The sequence below is a fragment of the Roseateles sp. P4_D2 genome, assembly GCF_056401875.1.
Window position 1 is genome coordinate 110,517 of record NZ_JBFUIM010000009.1, and the last position, 16,761, is coordinate 127,277.

The window sequence follows — 16,761 nt, forward strand, 5'->3', positions numbered from 1 at the left end:
CCGTCCTCAACGTTTTCTATTTACGGGTTTACCCGGGGTGTTCGTCGTCACGCCGCGCAGCTTGACCGCGTAGCCGTCGGCGTGGCGCAGGTCGGCGGACAGCAATGGGCTGCGGTAGGTCGCCGTGACCTGCGTGATGGATTGGGCGAAGCGGCCGAAGCGCTCGACCACGTCGGTCTCGCTGCCGCGGCCCAGTTCGACAACGGCGCCGCTGCCCAGCGTCGCGCGCCAGGAGCCGCGGCCCGACAGGTCCAGGCGGTCGATGCCCTCGCCGAGTTTTTCAGCGGCTGGCGACAGCGCCCGCCACATCTGCAGCATCGCGCCGGCGGTCTGCGCCGGGCCGGCGAGTACCGGCAGGGTTTCGTCCTCGACGTCGCCGAGATTGGCCTGGAAAACTTCGCCGAAGCTGTTGACCAGGGCCCGTTCGGCCGCGGCCTCGGTCGCAGAGTCGGCACCATCGGTGCGCGCCTCCCAATAGGCGGCGGCCCGGTGTTCCTCGAGATTGACCCGCAGCCGCATCGGCCAGACGCGCGTCAGCTGCGCGCGCCGCACCCAGGGCACAGCCTCGAAAGCGGCGCGGCCGTCCTTCAGGCTCATGCTGAGAAAGGAGCCGTGCAGGCGCGGCAGGGCATTGGCGCGCAGCGAGGCCACGCTGTTGCGGCTGACATCGCCCTCCACCTGGATGGCGCGCAGGTTGAACGCCGGCAGGCGCACGACCCAGCGCAGCACACCCCAAGCGGCGGTTGCCACCAGCGCAGCCACGAGCAGCGCCGACACCGCATTCATCAAGCGGATATCGGACGGCAGCGCGGCGGTGGCGGCGGCGGCGGAGTTCACGTGATCAGGCGATCCAGCCGGGCCTGGGCAAGCAGCCACAGGCACAGATGCGGGTAGTCCACGCCCACGGCCTGCGCGGCCTTGGGCACCAGGGAGTGCGACGTCATTCCGGGGCTGGTGTTCATCTCCAGCAGGAAGGGCTTCATGTCGGACTTGCGCAGCATCAGGTCGGCGCGACCCCAGCCGCGGCAGCCGAGCAGGCGATAGGCATGCAGCACGAGGCGACCGATCTCGGCCTCCAGCGCGGCGGGCAGCGAGCCGAACAGGTACTGCGTCGTGTCGGTCTCGTACTTGTTCGCGAAGTCGTAATTGCCGGCCTCGGCGCGGATCTCGATGACGGGTAGCGCGACGGCGCCCTCGCCTTCACCCAGCACGGCGCAGGTCAGCTCGGGCCCTTCGATGCATTGCTCGAACAGCAGCTCATCGTCAAAGCCCAGGGCCAACTCGACAGCGCCCTGCATGTCGGAGTAGCCGGCGGCCTTGGTGATGCCGATGCTCGAACCCTCGTGCGGCGGCTTCACGACGACGGGCAGGCCGAGCGTGTCGGGAATCGTGCGGATGCGCTCGCGAGTCAGGTCGGCGCGGGACAGCGCCAGGTATTGCGGCGTCGGCAGGCCCTCATTGGCCCACAGCCGCTTGGTCATGGTCTTGTCCATCGCGACGCCGGAGGCCGTCACGCCGGAGCCGGTGTAGGGAACGCCCAGCCATTCGAGAGCGCCTTGGATGGTGCCGTCCTCGCCGCCGCGACCGTGCAACGCGATGAAGGCACGATCAAAGCCCTCGTCTTTGAGCGCTTGCAACGGGCGCTCGGCGGGGTCGAAGGCATGGGCGTCGACACCAATGGACTGCAGCGCCGCGAGCACCCCATTGCCGCTCATGAGCGACACCGGCCTCTCGGCACTGTGACCACCGAAGAGCACGGCAACCTTGCCAAGACCCTTGGCATCGATGTTCAGATCGATCGGCGTGTTCATGCCGAAGCTCCTTGGAAATGCGCCGCGACGCGGCCCGGCAGGCTGCTCATCGAGCCCGCGCCCATGCCGATGACGACATCGCCATCGCGGGTCAAGCTGGCCAGTGCCGCCGGCATGTCCGCCACGCCGGCCACAAAGTTCGACGTGCCCACGGCCTGCGCGAGCGCCGTACCGGTCGCGCCTTCGATGGCGGCCTCGCCGGCCGAATAGACCTCGGTCAGCAGCACGACGTCGGCACCGGCCATCACCCGCACAAAGTCGGCAAAACAGTCCCGCGTGCGCGTGTAGCGATGCGGCTGGAAGGCCAGAACGAGGCGGCGGCCCGGATAGGCGCCGCGCGCGGCGGCCAGCACGGCGGCCATCTCGACCGGGTGGTGGCCGTAGTCATCGACCAGTTCGAAGCGGCCGCCATCGCCCGCCGGCCATTCGCCATGCTTCTCGAAGCGGCGGCCGACGCCGGAGAAATTCTTCAGCGCGCGCTGGATAGCCTCGTCCGGGCAGTCCAGCTCCATCGCGATCGCGATGGCCGCGAGCGCATTGCGCACGTTGTGCTCGCCGGCCAGGTTGAGCAGCACGTCCAGGTCTTCGGCACCTTCGCGCTGGCAGCTGAAGCGCATCTGCGCGCCGGCCAGCGCCTGCACATCGACCGCGCGCACGCCGACACCCGCGGACAGGCCGTAGCTGACGACCGGCCGCTCGATGCGGCCGAGGATGGCCTGCACGCCGGGGTCGTCGGCGCAGACCACCGCCGCGCCGTAGAAGGGCATGCGGTGCAGGAACTCGATGAAGGCCTCGTGCAGACGCTCGACCGAGTGGCCGTAGGTGTCCATGTGGTCCTCGTCGATGTTCGTAACGACGGACAGCACCGGGCTGAGCTTCAGGAAGGATGCGTCGCTCTCGTCGGCCTCGACGACGATGAACTCGCCCTTGCCCAGGCGCGAGTTGGCGCCGGCGGCGTTGAGCTTGCCGCCGATGACGAAGGTCGGGTCCAGGCCCGCCTCGACGAGGATGGCCGTGACGAGGGAGGTCGTCGTCGTCTTGCCATGCGTGCCGGCGATGGCGATGCCGCGACGCAGCCGCATCAGCTCAGCCAGCATGACGGCGCGCGGCACGACCGGCACCTGGCGACCGCGAGCCGCCTGCACCTCGGGGTTGTCAGCGGCGACGGCGGTGCTGGTGACCAGGGCCTGCGCTTCGCCGATATTGGGCGCGGCGTGGCCGATCTCGACCCGCAGGCCCAAGGCCCGCAGTCGCTCGGTCGTCGCGCTCTCGACGGCGTCCGAGCCGCTGACCGTGAAGCCCAGGTTGTGCAGGATTTCGGCGATGCCGCTCATGCCGGCGCCACCGATGCCCACGAAATGCAGTCGTTGAACCGCGTGCTTCACTTCAGCATTCCTTCGATTTCATCGGCCACACGGGCCGCCGCACGCGGCCGGGCCAGCGAGCGAGCCTTCTCGCCCATGGCGAGCAGGGCACCTCGGTCCAGGCCGCTCAACAATTCATGCAGCTTGGCCGGCGTCAATTCGCCCTGCGGCAGGTGGATGGCCGCGCCGTGCTGGGCCATGAAGACGGCGTTATCGCGCTGGTGCGAGGTCGTGCTGACAACCAGCGGCACCAGCACTGCGGCGCATCCAGCCGCGCAGAGTTCGCTGACGGTGATGGCGCCAGCGCGGCAGACGACAACGTCGGCCCAGGCCAGCGCCGCGGCCATGTCGTCGATGAAGGGGCGCACTTCGGCCGACAAGCCTGCATCGGCATAGGCCTGCCAGACGGCGCCGAGATGGTCCTGCCCCGACTGGTGCAGCACAAGCGGCCGTTGTTCCTCGGGCCACAGCGCCAGCGCCTGCGGCACCGCCTGGTTCAGCGCGCGTGCGCCCAGCGAGCCGCCCAGCACCAGCATGTGCAAGGGGCCGGCGCGCTCGGCCATGCGCTCGGCCGGCAGTGGCAGTTCTTCGATCTCGGCACGCACGGGGTTGCCGCTGACGATGGCGCCCGACGTCGAAGCCGCCGCCGCACCGTCGAAGCCGAATGCAATCCGGCGCGCAAAAGGTTTCAGCGCGAGGTTGCTCTTCAGCATCGCCGCGTCGGCATTGACCAGCATCAGCGGCCGGCCGGTGAAGGCCGCCGTCAGCCCGCCGGGCAGGCAGACATAGCCCCCCATGCCCAGCACGGCCGTCGCGCGGCGCTCGGCGTAGACACGGCGCGCCAGGCCCAGCGACTTGAAGAAGCCGACGATGCCGCGCAGCGCGTGCTTGAGCCCCTTGCCGCGCAGACCGGCGAAGGGCAGCGCGTCCAGCTCGATGCCACGCGCCGGCACGAGGCGGTTCTCCATGCCGGTCGGCGTGCCTATCCACGACACGGTCCAGCCGCGGCGCTGCATTTCCTCGGCAACTGCCAGGCCGGGAATGATGTGGCCGCCGGTGCCGGCGGCCATGACGACCAGGTGCCGCGTCATGACCTGCCTCCGCGCATCATTTGCCGGTTTTCCAAGTCGATCCGCAGAACAACGGCCAGCGCCACACAGTTCATCAAGATCGCCGACCCGCCAAAGCTCATCAGCGGCAGCGTCAGCCCCTTGGTCGGCAGTGCGCCCAGGTTGACGCCCATGTTGATGAAGGCCTGGCCGCCCATCCAGATGCCGATGCCCTGGGCGTAGAGACCCGCGAACACGCGGTCCAGGGCGATGGCCTGGCGGCCGATGAGGAAGCAGCGGCGGGTCAGCCAGAAGAACGCAAGGATCACCACGGCCACTCCAGCAAAACCAAGTTCCTCGCCGATGACGGCGAGCAGGAAGTCGGTGTGCGCCTCGGGCAGGTAGTGCAGCTTCTCGACGCTGCCGCCCAGGCCCTGGCCCAGCCACTCGCCGCGGCCGAAGGCGATCAGGCTGTGCGTCAGCTGGTAGGCCTTGCCCTGGGCGTACTTCTCGTCCCAGGGGTTCAGGTAGGCAAAGATGCGCTCGCGGCGGAACTCGCTGAAGGAGATCATCAGCGTGAAGGCTCCCACCAGCACCAGCGTGATGAGCAGGAACATGCGGCCGTTGACGCCGCCCAGGAACAGGATGCCCATCGCGATGGCCGCGATGACCATGAAGGCGCCCATGTCGGGTTCAGCCAGCAGCAGCAGGCCGATGAAGGCCAGCGAGATCGCGATCGGCGTGACGGCCTGGAAGAAGTTCTCCCGGGCGTCCATCTTGCGCATCATGTAGTTGGCCGCGTACAGCGCGATGCCGAACTTGGCCAGCTCGCTGGGCTGGAAGTTCATGACGCCCAGCGGGATCCAGCGCCGCGCGCCGTAGACGACCTTGCCAATGCCAGGGATCAGCACCGCGACCAGCAGCACCAGGGCGGCGACGAAAACCCAGGGCGCCCAGCGCTCCCAGATCGCGACGGGGATCTGCACGGTGACGAGCCCCGCGACCAGCGCGAAGCCGATGGCGATCATGTGGCGTGTCAGGAAGTGCGTCGGCAGGTATTTGGCGAAGCGCGGGTTGTCGGGCAGCGCGATGGAGGCCGAATAGACCATCAGCAGGCCAAAGGCCATCAGCGCCAATACGACCCACACCATCGTGATGTCGAAGCCCTGCAACTGCGTCGGCCGGCCGGCCGAAGTCGACACCCAGTCGCGCACCGGCACGCTGGCGTCCTCGGCGTCGCCCTTTTTCCAGAGCGACTGCAGCCTGGCGGTGAAGCCATTCAAGACCGCATTCATTGATGCACCCTTCGCGCTGCGCGCTGTCCCGCCGAGCGGGAGCGAGCTTGCTTGGGACGGCCCGGCGCGGCGCTCATAGCGCCACCCCGCGTTCGTCGGCGAGACCCTGCACCGTGGCGACGAAGACCTCGGCGCGGTGGGCGTAGTTGCGGAACATGTCCAGGCTGGCGCAGGCGGGGGACAGCAGCACGCTGTCGCCGCTCTGGGCCTGCTGCAGGCACCAGGTCGTGGCGACCTCCAGCGTCGCGTGGTGCTGCATGGCAATGCCGGTGTTGGCCAGCGCTGCTTCAATCTGAGGCGCATCGCGACCAATCAGCGCCACGGCGCGGGCATGGCGGGCAACACCATCGGCCAGTGGCGCGAAGTCCTGGCCCTTGCCATCGCCGCCGAGGATGAGGACCAGCTTGGCCGGCGCGCGGTCGGCACCCAGGCCGGAGATCGCGGCGACGGTAGCGCCGACATTCGTGCCCTTGGAATCGTCAAAGAACTCGACGCCTTCGATGCTACCCACGGGTTCGACGCGATGCGGCTCGCCGCGATATTCGCGCAGGCCGTGCAGCATGGGCGCCAGCTCGCAGCCGGCCGCTGTCGCCAGCGCGAGTGCCGCCAGCGCGTTCGCGGCGTTGTGGCGGCCGCGCACGCGCAGCGCATCGGCGGGCATCAGGCGCTGGATGATCAGCGGCTCTTCCTCGTCGTTCTTCTTGCGCTTGATCGTCGGGTCCAGCTCCAGGGCGCGCACCAGCCAGGTCAGGCCGCCTTCATCGATAAGGCCGAAGTCGCCTGCGACCTTGGGCGGGTTCAGACCGAAACGCACGACATGGCGCGACACGGTGCGGCCGGCCTTGCCACGGCTGCCCTTGACGAACACCGGCGCCGGCACCAGGCCTTCGACCTCGGTGTCGTCGCGGTTGACGACGATGACGGACTCACGGCCGAAGATGCGCGCCTTGGCACGGCCATAGGCGGCCATGTCGCCATGCCAGTCGAGATGGTCCTGGGTCAGGTTCAGCACCGCGCCGGCCGTGGGTTCGAAGCCGTTGACGCCGTCGAGCTGGAAGCTGGACAGCTCCAGCACCCAGACCTCGGGCAGGTTCTCGAACACCGGGCCGCGCGGTGGCGGCGGGTCAATGGGCAGGGGCGTTTCCTCGTCAGGAAGAACCGCGGCCTCTTCGGCCGTCTCTTCGACGGGAGCGTCCACAATCGCCTCGGCAATGGCTTCAGCGGGCGTTTCGACCGGCGCCGGATCGGGCTCCTTGGCCAGGGCCTCGGTCAGCGTGTCCAGCAGCGTCGGGCCGATATTGCCGGCGACGGCCACGCGCTTGCCGGCACGCTCGACGAGCAGGCCGGTCATGCAGGTCGTGGTCGTCTTGCCATTGGTCCCGGTGATGGCGAGCACGGCGGGTGCGTAGCCGTGCTGGGCCTTCAGCGCGGCCAGTGAATCGGCGAACAGATCCAGCTCGCCCCGCACTGCGGGGCCGTGGGCGTAGACAGCCGCCAGGCGCGCATCCAGCGGCGACAGGCCTGGGCTCTTCAACACCGAGTTGAAGCCCGCCACCATCTCCGCCGTCAGCTCGCCGGTGATGAACTGCGCCGACTCGCCCAGTGCTGCGCGCTGCGGCGGCTGCTCTCGAGAGTCCCACACGGTCACCTTCGCGCCGAAGCCCGCGCACCAGCGCGCCATCGCCAGGCCGGAGTCACCCAGGCCCAGCACGAGCACGCGCTGTTCGACGAGTTGCGGCAGCTCCAGCTTCATGCGGTCACCGCAGCTTGAGGCTAGCCAGGCCGACCAGGCACAGCAGCATCGTGATGATCCAGAAGCGGATGACGACCTGGGTCTCGTTCCAGCCGCTCTTCTCGAAGTGGTGGTGCAGCGGCGCCATCTTGAAGATGCGCCGGCCCTCGCCAAATTTCTTCTTCGTGAACTTGAACCAGCTGACCTGCAGCATCACGCTCAACACTTCGGCCACGAAGATGCCGCCCATGATGCCGAGCAGGATCTCCTGGCGCGTGATGACGGCCAGCGTCCCGAGGCCACCACCCAGCGCCAGCGCGCCGACGTCACCCATGAACACCTGCGCGGGATGGGCGTTGAACCACAGGAAGGCCAGGCCTGCGCCAGCCATCGCGGCGCAGAAGATCAGCAGCTCGCCGGCGCCCGGGATGTAGGGCAGCAGCAGGTATTTGGAGAACACCGACGAGCCGGTCAGATAGGCGAACAGGCCCAGGGCGGAGCCGACCATGACGACCGGCATGATGGCCAGGCCGTCCAGGCCGTCGGTGAAGTTGACCGCGTTGCTGGTGCCGACGATGACGAAGTAGGCCAGCGCCACGAAACCCCAGACGCCCAGCGGCATGCTGATGGTCTTGAAGAAGGGGATCAGCAGGTCGGCCTTGGGCGGCAGCTCGGTGGAGAAGCCGCTGGACACCCAGCGAAAGAACAGCTGCACGACGCCGAGGAATGACGTCTCCGACACGCTGAACGCGAGATAGAGGGCGGCGAACAAGCCGATCAGCGACTGCCAGAAGAACTTCTCGCGGCTGCGCATCCCTTCCGGATTCTTGTCAACGACCTTGCGCCAGTCGTCCACCCAGCCCACGGCGCCGAAACCCATGGTGACCAGCATGACGACCCAGACGAAACGATTGCTCCAGTCGAACCACAAGAGCGTCGACACGCCAATGCCGATGAGGACCAGCACGCCACCCATGGTCGGCGTGCCGGTCTTGGCCAGGTGGGTCTGCACGCCATAGGCACGCACGGGCTGGCCGATCTTCATTTCGGTCAGGCGGCGGATGACCCAGGGGCCGAAGGCCAGGCCGATCAGCAGTGCGGTCATCGCGGCCATCACGGCGCGGAAGGTGATGTACTGGAAAAGGCGCAGGAAGCCGAGGTCGGGGTAGAGACCCTGCAGCCACTGGGCGAGGCTAAGCAGCATGCGAATCTCCAGCTTGAAGGGCAGCGACCACTTGTTCCATCTTCATGAAGCGCGAGCCCTTGACCAGGGTCTGGGCCACGCTGGGTTGTTCTGTGAGTGCTGCAACGAGCGCGGCCGTGTTGTCGAAGGCACGGGCGCCCGGGCCATAAGCCGCTGCGGCGTCACGGGCAGCGCCGCCGGCCGTCCAGAAATGGGCGATTCCGCGCTCGGCCGCATAGGCGCCCACCTCGCGGTGGAAGGCCGGGCCGTCGTTGCCCACCTCGCCCATGTCGCCGAGGATCAGCCAGCCCTCGCCCGGCATGCCGGCCAGCACGTCGATGGCGGCGCGCACGCTGTCGGGATTGGCGTTGTAGCTGTCGTCGATCAGCGTGCGACCGCGTGCGTCGAGCTTGAGCTCCGAGCGGCCCTTGACGGCACGGAAGGCTTCCAGGCCTTGAGCAATGGCGGCCAGCGATGCACCGGCGGCCAGCGCACAGGCCGCGGCGGCCAGTGCATTGCGCACGTTGTGCTCGCCGGCCATGTGCAGCGCGACCGGCGCGGTGCCCGCGGGCGTGTGCAGCTCCAGCGCCCAGTGCGTACCGATCCAGACTGCGTCGCCCGTCACGTCGGCCTCGCCGCGCAGCGCAAAACTCAGGTGCGGGCGCTGGGCCGCAAGCTCCAGCCAGATCGGCGCGCAGGCGTCTTCGGCCGGGAAGACGGCGCAACCGCTGGCGCTGAGCGCCTCGATGACGGCGCCGTTCTCGCGCGCCACGGCCTCGACGGTCGCCATGAACTCCTGGTGCTCGCGCTGGGCGTTGTTGACCAGGGCCACGGTGGGCTGCGTCATTGCCGCCAGCGGCGCGATCTCGCCGGGGTGGTTCATGCCCAGCTCGATGACGGCGGCGCGGTGGCTGGTCTCGTCGTCGTGGCGCAGGCGCAAAAGCGTCAGCGGCACGCCGATGTCGTTGTTGTAGTTGCCTTCGGTAGCCAGGGCTGCATCGCCGACCCAGGCGCGCAGGATGCTGGCGATCATCTGCGTCGTCGTCGTCTTGCCGTTGCTGCCCGTGACGGCAATGACGGGCAGTTGCTGCTGGCGGCGCCAGGCGGCGGCGAGTTGGCCGAGGGCCGCTTTCGCATCGGCGACAAGCAGGCCCGGCAGGCCCGCTTCGGCCAGACCGCGTTCAGCCAGCGCGGCGACGGCGCCCGAGGCCTTGGCTTCGCTGAGGAAGTCGTTGGCATCGAAGCGTTCGCCGCGCAACGCGACGAAGAGGTCGCCCGCCCGCAGTGTGCGCGTGTCGCTGTGCACGCGGGCAAAACCGGTCGCACCGTCGCCGATCAGCGTCGATCCCGGCAGCAGCGCCTGAGCCTCGGACAGCGTCAAAAACAGGTTCACAGACCTGCCCTTTCCAGCAACGCCGCGCGCGCTTCGCCAACATCCGAGAAGGGCCGGCGCACGCCATTCACTTCCTGATAGTCCTCATGACCCTTGCCTGCAATGAGCACGATGTCGCGCGAGCCGGCGTTCATCACCGCGGCCCGGATCGCTTCCTCACGGGCCTCGACGACGATGGCTTCGGGCGCAGCGACGGCGATGTCGGCCATGATCTGTGCCGGCGCTTCGGTGCGTGGGTTGTCGGTGGTGATGACGACGCGACCCGACAACCGGGCGGCGATGGCACCCATCTGCGGCCGCTTGCCGCGGTCGCGGTCACCACCACAGCCAAACACGCAGACCAGCTCGCCGCCACGCGCCTGGGCCAGGCCCTGCAGGGCGGACAGCGCCTTGTCCAGAGCATCCGGTGTGTGCGCGTAGTCGACAACCACCTGGGGCAGCTCGCGGCCATTGCCGACACGTTGCATGCGACCCGGCACCGGCGTCACGCGGCCCAGCACGCGCGCCACGTCGGCCAGGGCAGCACCTTGGGCGCGCAGAGCACCTGCCACGCCGAGCAGGTTGGCCGCGTTGTAGTCGCCGATCAGGCTGGTCTGCACCGGCAGGGCTTCCTCGCCCTCATGCAGCGTGAAGGCCAGGCCCTCGCCGGTGTAGTGCAGGCCACGGGCCGACAGGCGCGCGTCGCTGCGTGCGACGCCGGTGGTCCAGACATCGAGGGCGACCAACTCGGCGGCGAGGGCCTCGCCTTGCGGATCGTCAAGATTGATGACCGCGGCGCGCAGGCCGGGGAAGGCGAACAACGCACGCTTGGCCGCCCAGTAGGCATCCATCGTGCGGTGGTAATCGAGGTGGTCCTGTGTGAAGTTGGTGAACACCGCCACGCGCACGGCGCTGCCTGCCAGCCGCCCCTCCACGATGCCGATGCTGCTCGCCTCGATGGCGCAGGCCGAGAAGGCCTCGTCGCGCATACGGGCGAAGGCCGCCTGCAGCAGCACGGGGTCTGGCGTGGTCAGGCCGTTGTAGTCCAGCTTGGGCGGCTCGCCGATGCCCAGCGTGCCGACGACCCCGCAGCGCTTGCCCAACTGCGCCGAGGCCTGGGCGATCCACCAGGCCGACGAGGTCTTGCCATTGGTGCCGGTGACGGCGATGACGTCCAGCGTGTCGGTGGGCTTGCCGAAAAAGGTCGCGGCGATCTCGCCGGTGCGGGCCTTCAGTCCAGGCAGCGAGGCCACACGCGCATCGACAAAGCCGAAGCGCTCGACATCGGCCTCTTCAACCAGGCAGGTGGAGGCGCCGGCTTCCAGCGCCGCCGCGACAAACTCGCGCCCGTCGCGTGCATAGCCGGGCCAGGCGATGAAGGCATCGCCGGGGCGGACCTGGCGGCTGTCGGTGCGCAGTGTGCCGGTGCACCATTCGGACAGCCAGCGAGCGGCGGCATCGGGGGACTTGAGGCGTGTCAGCATCAAAAGCTCTCTTCGACCGCGACGGCCTTCTGGTTGGCCACGATCTGGCTCTTCACGTCCAGGTCGGGCGGTACGCCGAGCAAACGAAGCGTCTGGGCGGTGACTTGGCTGAACACCGGGCCGGCGACCTTGCCGCCGTAGTAAACGCCCGCGGTCGGCTCGTCGACCATGACGGCGACGACGATGCGCGGCTTACTGATGGGGGCGATGCCAACGAACCAGGAGCGGTATTTGTGGCTGGCGTAGCCGCGGCCTTCCTGCTTGTGGGCCGTGCCGCTCTTGCCGCCGATGCTGTAGCCCGGCACTTGCGCCTCGGGCGCCGTGCCACCCGGGCCAGCGGCGGCCTGCAGCATCAGGCGCAGGTCCTGCGTGACCTTGGGTGAGAACACGCGGATGCCGGCGATCGGATGGTCGTGCGGCTGGCGCAGCATGCTGACCGGGACGATCTCGCCGTCGCGCGCGAACACCGTGTAGGCCCGCGCCAGCTGGAACAGCGACGCCGACAGGCCGTAGCCATAGCTCATCGTCGCCTGCTCGATGGGCCGCCAGGTCTTGTAGGGGCGCAGCTTGCCGGTCACCGCGCCGGGGAAGCTGATCTGCGGCCGCTGGCCCAGGCCGATGGCCGTGAACATCTCGTGCATCTCCCGCGGCTGCATCTGCATCGCGAGCTTGGTGGCGCCGATGTTGCTGGAGAACTTGATGACCTCGCGCACCGGGATCACGCCATGCGGCTTGGTGTCGCTGATGACGGCGCCCTGGAAGGCGTATTTGCCGTTGCCGGTGTCGACGAGACTGTCGGGCGTCGTGCGGCCGGTCTCCATCGACAGGCCGGCGATGAAAGGCTTCATCGTCGAGCCGGGCTCGAAGACGTCGGTCAGTGCGCGGTTGCGCAGCTGCTCGCCGGACAGGTTCTGGCGGTTGCCCGGGTCATAGCTCGGGAAGTTGGCCAGGGCCAGCACCTCGCCGGTCTGCGCATCCAGCACGACGACGGAGCCGGCCTTGGCCTTGTTCTCCGCCACCGCGTCGCGTATGCGCTGGTAGGCGAAGAACTGCACCTTGGAGTCGACAGACAGGTCGATGTCGTGGCCGTTGGCGGCGGGCACGACGTCGCCGATGTCCTCGACGACACGGCCCAGGCGGTCGCGCACGACCGAGCGCGAGCCGTCGCGACCCTGCAGCTCCTTCTGGAAGGCCAGCTCGATGCCTTCCTGGCCGCGGTCCTCGGCGCCGGTGAAGCCGACGACGTGCGCCGCGGCCTCGCCCTCGGGGTATTTGCGGCGGTATTCGCGGTCCTGGAACACACCCTTCAGACCGATGGCCTTCACGCGTGCGGCGGTCTCGTCGTCGGCCAGGCGCTTGAGCCAGACGAAGCGGGTCTCGGGGTTGAGCTTGGCCTCCAGCTCCTTGTTCGACAGGCCCAGGGCCTTGGCCAGCGCGCGGCGCTTGTCGGCGTCGGCATCGACTTCCTTGGGGATGGCCCAGATCGACGGCACGGCCACGCTCGCGGCCAGCACCTGGCCGGTGCGGTCGTTGATGCGGCCGCGGCTGGCCGGCAGCTCCAGCGTGTGGGCGTAACGGGCCTCGCCCTGCTTCTGGAAAAAGTCGGTGTTCAGCACCTGCACCCAGACGGCTCGCGTGAGCAGGCCCAGGAAGGCCAGGCCGACGAGAGCGACCAGGAAGCGCGAGCGCCAGGGCGGCGTCTTGGACGCCAGCAGCGGACTGGTGGAATAGCTGACGCCACGACCCGAGCCGAGGGCGCGTGCGCCGGACTTGTTGGCCTTGCTCACTGGGCAACTCCCGACGCCACCACGGCCGGGCTGATGACGCGCATGCCCAGGCGCTCCCGAGCCACCTGTTCGACGCGCAAGTTGGTCGCCTGCGCATGGCGCTCGGCGGCCAGGCGTTCGGCATCGGCAGCCAGGCGCTGACCCTCGGCCTTGGCCTTGTCGCGCTCGGCGAACAGGCGGCGCGACTCGTAGGCGCTGTGCACCAGCACAACGCCACTGGCCAGCACGGCGAGGATGAGGATGAAGTTCACCTTCGCCACGTCAGCGCCTGGAGGTGACCGGTGGCAGCGGCGCATCGGTGCGCTCCGCCACCCGCAACACGGCCGAGCGTGAGCGCGGATTGGCAGCCACCTCGGCGTCACTCGGTTTGACGCGGCCCAGCGCATTCAGGATCAGCGGCGCGGCTTCGGCGAACGGCGCGCGGCGGTCGAACACGGCCTTGCTGCGCTCGGCGATGAAGGTCTTGACGCGCCGGTCTTCCAGCGAATGGAAACTGATGACGGAGAGTCGGCCGCCGGCGCGAAGCAGGCGCAAAGCGGCGTTCAGGCCCTGCTCAAGCTCCTCAAGCTCGCCATTGACATGAATCCGAAGGGCTTGAAAGGTGCGGGTCGCCGGGTCTTGGCCGGGCTCGCGGGTCTTGACCGTGCGAGCCACGAGTTCGCGCAGCTCGTCGGTGCGCGTGAGCGGCGTGCCGGCTTCCCGGCAAGCAACAACCGCCTTTGCAATCTGTGAAGCAAACCGTTCTTCGCCATAGTCTCGAATCACTCGTGCAATGTCGCGCTCGTCGCCACGGGCCAGGAAGTCCGCCGCGCTCTGGCCGCGCGTCGTGTCCATGCGCATGTCCAGCGGGCCGTTGAAGCGAAAGCTGAAGCCGCGCTCCGGGTTGTCGATCTGAGGACTGGACACACCCAGGTCCAGCAGCACACCATCCACCTGATGAACACCCAGCGCTGCCAGTTGCTCGGCCATGTCGGCAAAGGCGCTGTGGACGATGGAGAAGCGCGGGTCGGTGATGGCCGCCGCGGCGGCAATCGCCTCGGGGTCGCGGTCGATGGCGATGAGGCGACCTTCGGGCGCCAGCCGGGCCAGCAGCGCGCGCGAATGGCCGCCGCGGCCAAAGGTGCCGTCCACGTAGACGCCGTCGGGCCGCGCGAGCACGCCGTCGACCGCCTCATTCAGCAGCACGGTGGTGTGGCTGAACTGGGCGCTCTCGTTCATCTCGGCGCCCATCAGAAGCTGAAGTCCTTGAGCGCGTCGGGCAGCGGGCCGGCCATCACTTCGGCCTCGTGGGCGGCATGGGCTTCGGCATCCCAGAGCTCGAAGTGGCTGCCCATGCCCAGCAGCATCACGTCGTTCTTCAGCCCGGCGCTCTTGCGCAGCTCGGGCGAGACCAGCACGCGCGACGCCGAATCGATGTCGACGTCCATCGCGTTACCGAGGAAAACACGCTTCCAGCCCGAAGCCGACATCGGCAGGGCGGCGACCTTGTCGCGGAACAGCTCCCAGGTCGGGCGCGGAAACAGCATCAGGCAGCCATCGGGGTGCTTGGTGACGGTCAGGCGCCCCTGGCAGATCAGCTGCAGCACCTCCCGGTGTCGGCTGGGCACACTCAGGCGGCCCTTGGCATCTAAGGCCAAGTTGGAGGCACCCTGAAAGACGATTTCCGACACTTTTCACCACGAAACGACACTTCCTCCCACTTTAAGGGCCAGACCCCACCCGGTCAAGGTTCGGCACAAGTTTTTTCAATGAAATCAAGCACTTAGCAAGCGCTGTTAATTTATACAGCGCCAGTAAAAAATCTTGTTAATAAATAAGGACTTGCCTGGATATTGAGAAGTGCTGCTTGAAGTGATGGGCGTTTGCGATGTGGCGTTTGCCCCAAGGTTGAATCGCCCGCCCCAGGGCCACCGTCGCAAGCCATGTCTGACAGGGTTTTGCCGCACAAATCACGGCAAGCCTCGCCGGCTGGCCGCTCAGAATGCACTCGCCCCGGGTGATTTCTGCTGAAATTTCATGCTGTTTCAGCCCCTTCAGCCAAGAACTCAAACCGGGGGCTCCTACCAAATATCAAAACCGAGGCAGCCCCCCAATGAATTTCTTGTCTCATATGCGCATCGGACAGCGCCTCGCGGCGGGCTTTGCCGTCGTGATCGCCTGCCTGATGACCATGGCCGGCCTGGGCTACTTCGGCATTCAGACCCTGAACGGCGAGATCAGCCAGTTACTGAGCACCGACTACAAGGCCGTGGCCCTGGCCAACAAGGCCAAGGGCGAACTGGGCGACGCCGTGCGCGGCATGATGACGACGCTCATCATGAGCGGCGAAGAACAGATCAAGAAGGAGCTGGACACGGTTGCCGCCCAGATGGCCGCGCATGAAAAGACCATGGCCGAGCTGGAGCCGCTGCTGACCGATGAAGCCAGCCAGGAGCAGCTCAAGGCGGTCAAGGAAGCCCGCGCCAAGTTCCTGCCGGCCCAGGCGTCGTTCGTGAAGACAGTGGCGTCCGGCGATACCGAAGGCGCGCCGCTGAAGTTCCAGTTCTCGGTGCGCGCGGCCCAGGTCAAGTACATGACCGCGCTGGAGAAGCTGGTCGAGACCCGCAATGCCGGCATGGATGCGGCCGGTGAGAAGTCCAACCGCGTGGCCAACAAGACAGCCCTGCTGCTGCTCGGCCTGGCCGTGGCCGCCATCGCCGCCAGCGTGCTGACCGGTGTGTTGATCACGCGTGGCATCGTCAACCCGCTGCGCGGCGCGGTCGCTGTGGCACGCAAGGTGGCGTCGGGCAACCTGACCAGCGAGATCGAGGTGCGCAGCCGCGACGAGACCGGCGAGCTGCTGCAGGCCCTGCATGACATGAACGAGAGCCTCAAGGGCATCGTCGGCCGCGTGCGCGAGGGCACCGAGTCCATCGCCTCGGCGTCCAGCGAGATCGCCAGCGGCAATATGGACCTGTCGGTGCGCACCGAGGCCCAGGCCGCATCGCTGGAGCAGACACTGTCGGCCATGAAGACGCTGACCGACGCGGTGCAGCAGAACGCGCAGAACGCCCAACAGGCCAATCAGTTGGCCAAGGCCGCCTCGCAGGTCGCCGGCGAAGGCGGCGCCGTGGTGGCCAAGGTCGTGACGACCATGGGCAGCATCGACGCATCAAGCAAGAAGATCGTCGACATCATCAGCGTCATCGACGGCATCGCCTTTCAGACCAACATCCTGGCCCTGAACGCCGCCGTGGAGGCCGCGCGGGCCGGCGAGCAGGGCCGCGGTTTTGCCGTCGTGGCTGGCGAGGTGCGGTCTCTCGCTGGCCGCAGTGCCGACGCGGCCAAGGAGATCAAGCGCCTCATCAGCGATTCGGTCGAGAAGGTGGCCCAGGGCAGCCAGCTCGTCGCCCAGGCGGGCAACACCATGCAGGGCGTGGTGGCGAGCGTGCAACGCATGACCGACATCATGGGCGAGATCACCCATGCCAGCGCCGAGCAGAGTTCCGGCATCGAGCGCGTCACGCATACCATCCATGACATGGACAAGAGCACGCAGCAGAACGCCGCACTGGTGGAAGAAGCCGCCGCTGCCGCCGACTCGCTGCGCGATCAGGCCCATGGCCTCGAGGAGGTCGTCAGCCTCTTCAAGCTCGAGGCGGCGCGCTGAAGGCGCGATCATCCCCATCCCCAAAAGATCAGGAG

General features: G+C 67.9%; 15 protein-coding genes. 1 reads left to right on the forward strand and 14 read right to left on the reverse strand.

Annotated features, from left to right (window positions below):
* Positions 1 to 6 precede the first annotated feature (6 nt).
* The 14 genes from AC1DW0_RS17485 to AC1DW0_RS17550 form a co-directional block, all read right to left on the reverse strand.
* Positions 7 to 837 carry a cell division protein FtsQ/DivIB gene (locus AC1DW0_RS17485; protein ID WP_457350215.1) on the reverse strand — a complete coding sequence of 277 codons (831 nt, stop codon included), beginning with the start codon at positions 835 to 837 and terminating at the stop codon, positions 7 to 9.
* The gene (locus AC1DW0_RS17490) at positions 834 to 1,811 is read right to left on the reverse strand and encodes a D-alanine--D-alanine ligase (RefSeq protein WP_457350216.1); all 978 of its coding nucleotides are present in this window, start codon (positions 1,809 to 1,811) and stop codon (positions 834 to 836) included. Before AC1DW0_RS17490 ends, AC1DW0_RS17485 begins: the two co-directional genes overlap by 4 nt.
* On the reverse strand, positions 1,808 to 3,196 hold the full coding sequence (murC, locus tag AC1DW0_RS17495) for a UDP-N-acetylmuramate--L-alanine ligase (RefSeq protein WP_477947090.1): 1,389 nt from the start codon (positions 3,194 to 3,196) through the stop codon (positions 1,808 to 1,810). Before murC ends, AC1DW0_RS17490 begins: the two co-directional genes overlap by 4 nt.
* Entirely contained in the window at positions 3,193 to 4,266 is a 1,074-nt protein-coding gene (gene murG / locus AC1DW0_RS17500; RefSeq protein WP_477947092.1) for an undecaprenyldiphospho-muramoylpentapeptide beta-N-acetylglucosaminyltransferase, read from the reverse strand. The genes murC and murG overlap by 4 nt, the downstream gene beginning before the upstream one ends.
* Positions 4,263 to 5,519, reverse strand: coding sequence for a putative lipid II flippase FtsW (ftsW, locus tag AC1DW0_RS17505; RefSeq protein WP_477947094.1), 1,257 nt, complete (start codon positions 5,517 to 5,519; stop codon positions 4,263 to 4,265). Before ftsW ends, murG begins: the two co-directional genes overlap by 4 nt.
* 73 nt (positions 5,520 to 5,592) lie before the next feature.
* Positions 5,593 to 7,272, reverse strand: a complete 1,680-nt coding sequence (murD, locus tag AC1DW0_RS17510) for a UDP-N-acetylmuramoyl-L-alanine--D-glutamate ligase (protein ID WP_477947096.1) — start codon at positions 7,270 to 7,272, stop codon at positions 5,593 to 5,595.
* 4 nt (positions 7,273 to 7,276) lie between these two features.
* Complete coding sequence (gene mraY, locus AC1DW0_RS17515; protein ID WP_056202895.1) at positions 7,277 to 8,455, reverse strand: phospho-N-acetylmuramoyl-pentapeptide-transferase; 1,179 nt, start codon at positions 8,453 to 8,455, stop codon at positions 7,277 to 7,279.
* A complete protein-coding gene (locus AC1DW0_RS17520; protein ID WP_477947098.1) occupies positions 8,445 to 9,827 on the reverse strand; it encodes a UDP-N-acetylmuramoyl-tripeptide--D-alanyl-D-alanine ligase in 1,383 nt (460 codons plus the stop codon). The genes mraY and AC1DW0_RS17520 overlap by 11 nt, the downstream gene beginning before the upstream one ends.
* A complete protein-coding gene (locus tag AC1DW0_RS17525; RefSeq protein WP_457350227.1) occupies positions 9,824 to 11,290 on the reverse strand; it encodes a UDP-N-acetylmuramoyl-L-alanyl-D-glutamate--2,6-diaminopimelate ligase in 1,467 nt (488 codons plus the stop codon). The genes AC1DW0_RS17520 and AC1DW0_RS17525 overlap by 4 nt, the downstream gene beginning before the upstream one ends.
* Complete coding sequence (locus AC1DW0_RS17530; RefSeq protein WP_457350229.1) at positions 11,290 to 13,077, reverse strand: peptidoglycan D,D-transpeptidase FtsI family protein; 1,788 nt, start codon at positions 13,075 to 13,077, stop codon at positions 11,290 to 11,292. Before AC1DW0_RS17530 ends, AC1DW0_RS17525 begins: the two co-directional genes overlap by 1 nt.
* Complete coding sequence (gene ftsL, locus AC1DW0_RS17535; protein WP_056202886.1) at positions 13,074 to 13,337, reverse strand: cell division protein FtsL; 264 nt, start codon at positions 13,335 to 13,337, stop codon at positions 13,074 to 13,076. Before ftsL ends, AC1DW0_RS17530 begins: the two co-directional genes overlap by 4 nt.
* A 1-nt stretch (position 13,338) precedes the next feature.
* Complete coding sequence (gene rsmH, locus AC1DW0_RS17540) at positions 13,339 to 14,295, reverse strand: 16S rRNA (cytosine(1402)-N(4))-methyltransferase RsmH (RefSeq protein ID WP_457389192.1); 957 nt, start codon at positions 14,293 to 14,295, stop codon at positions 13,339 to 13,341.
* An 11-nt stretch (positions 14,296 to 14,306) separates the two neighbouring features.
* On the reverse strand, positions 14,307 to 14,738 hold the full coding sequence (locus AC1DW0_RS17545; protein WP_056203596.1) for a division/cell wall cluster transcriptional repressor MraZ: 432 nt from the start codon (positions 14,736 to 14,738) through the stop codon (positions 14,307 to 14,309).
* A gap of 145 nt (positions 14,739 to 14,883) precedes the next feature.
* Positions 14,884 to 15,126, reverse strand: coding sequence for a hypothetical protein (locus AC1DW0_RS17550; protein ID WP_157282013.1), 243 nt, complete (start codon positions 15,124 to 15,126; stop codon positions 14,884 to 14,886).
* 43 nt (positions 15,127 to 15,169) lie between these two features.
* Here AC1DW0_RS17550 and AC1DW0_RS17555 point away from each other — a divergent pair, with 43 nt between their 5' ends.
* Entirely contained in the window at positions 15,170 to 16,726 is a 1,557-nt protein-coding gene (locus AC1DW0_RS17555) for a methyl-accepting chemotaxis protein (RefSeq protein WP_457389193.1), read from the forward strand.
* Positions 16,727 to 16,761: the final 35 nt, after the last annotated feature.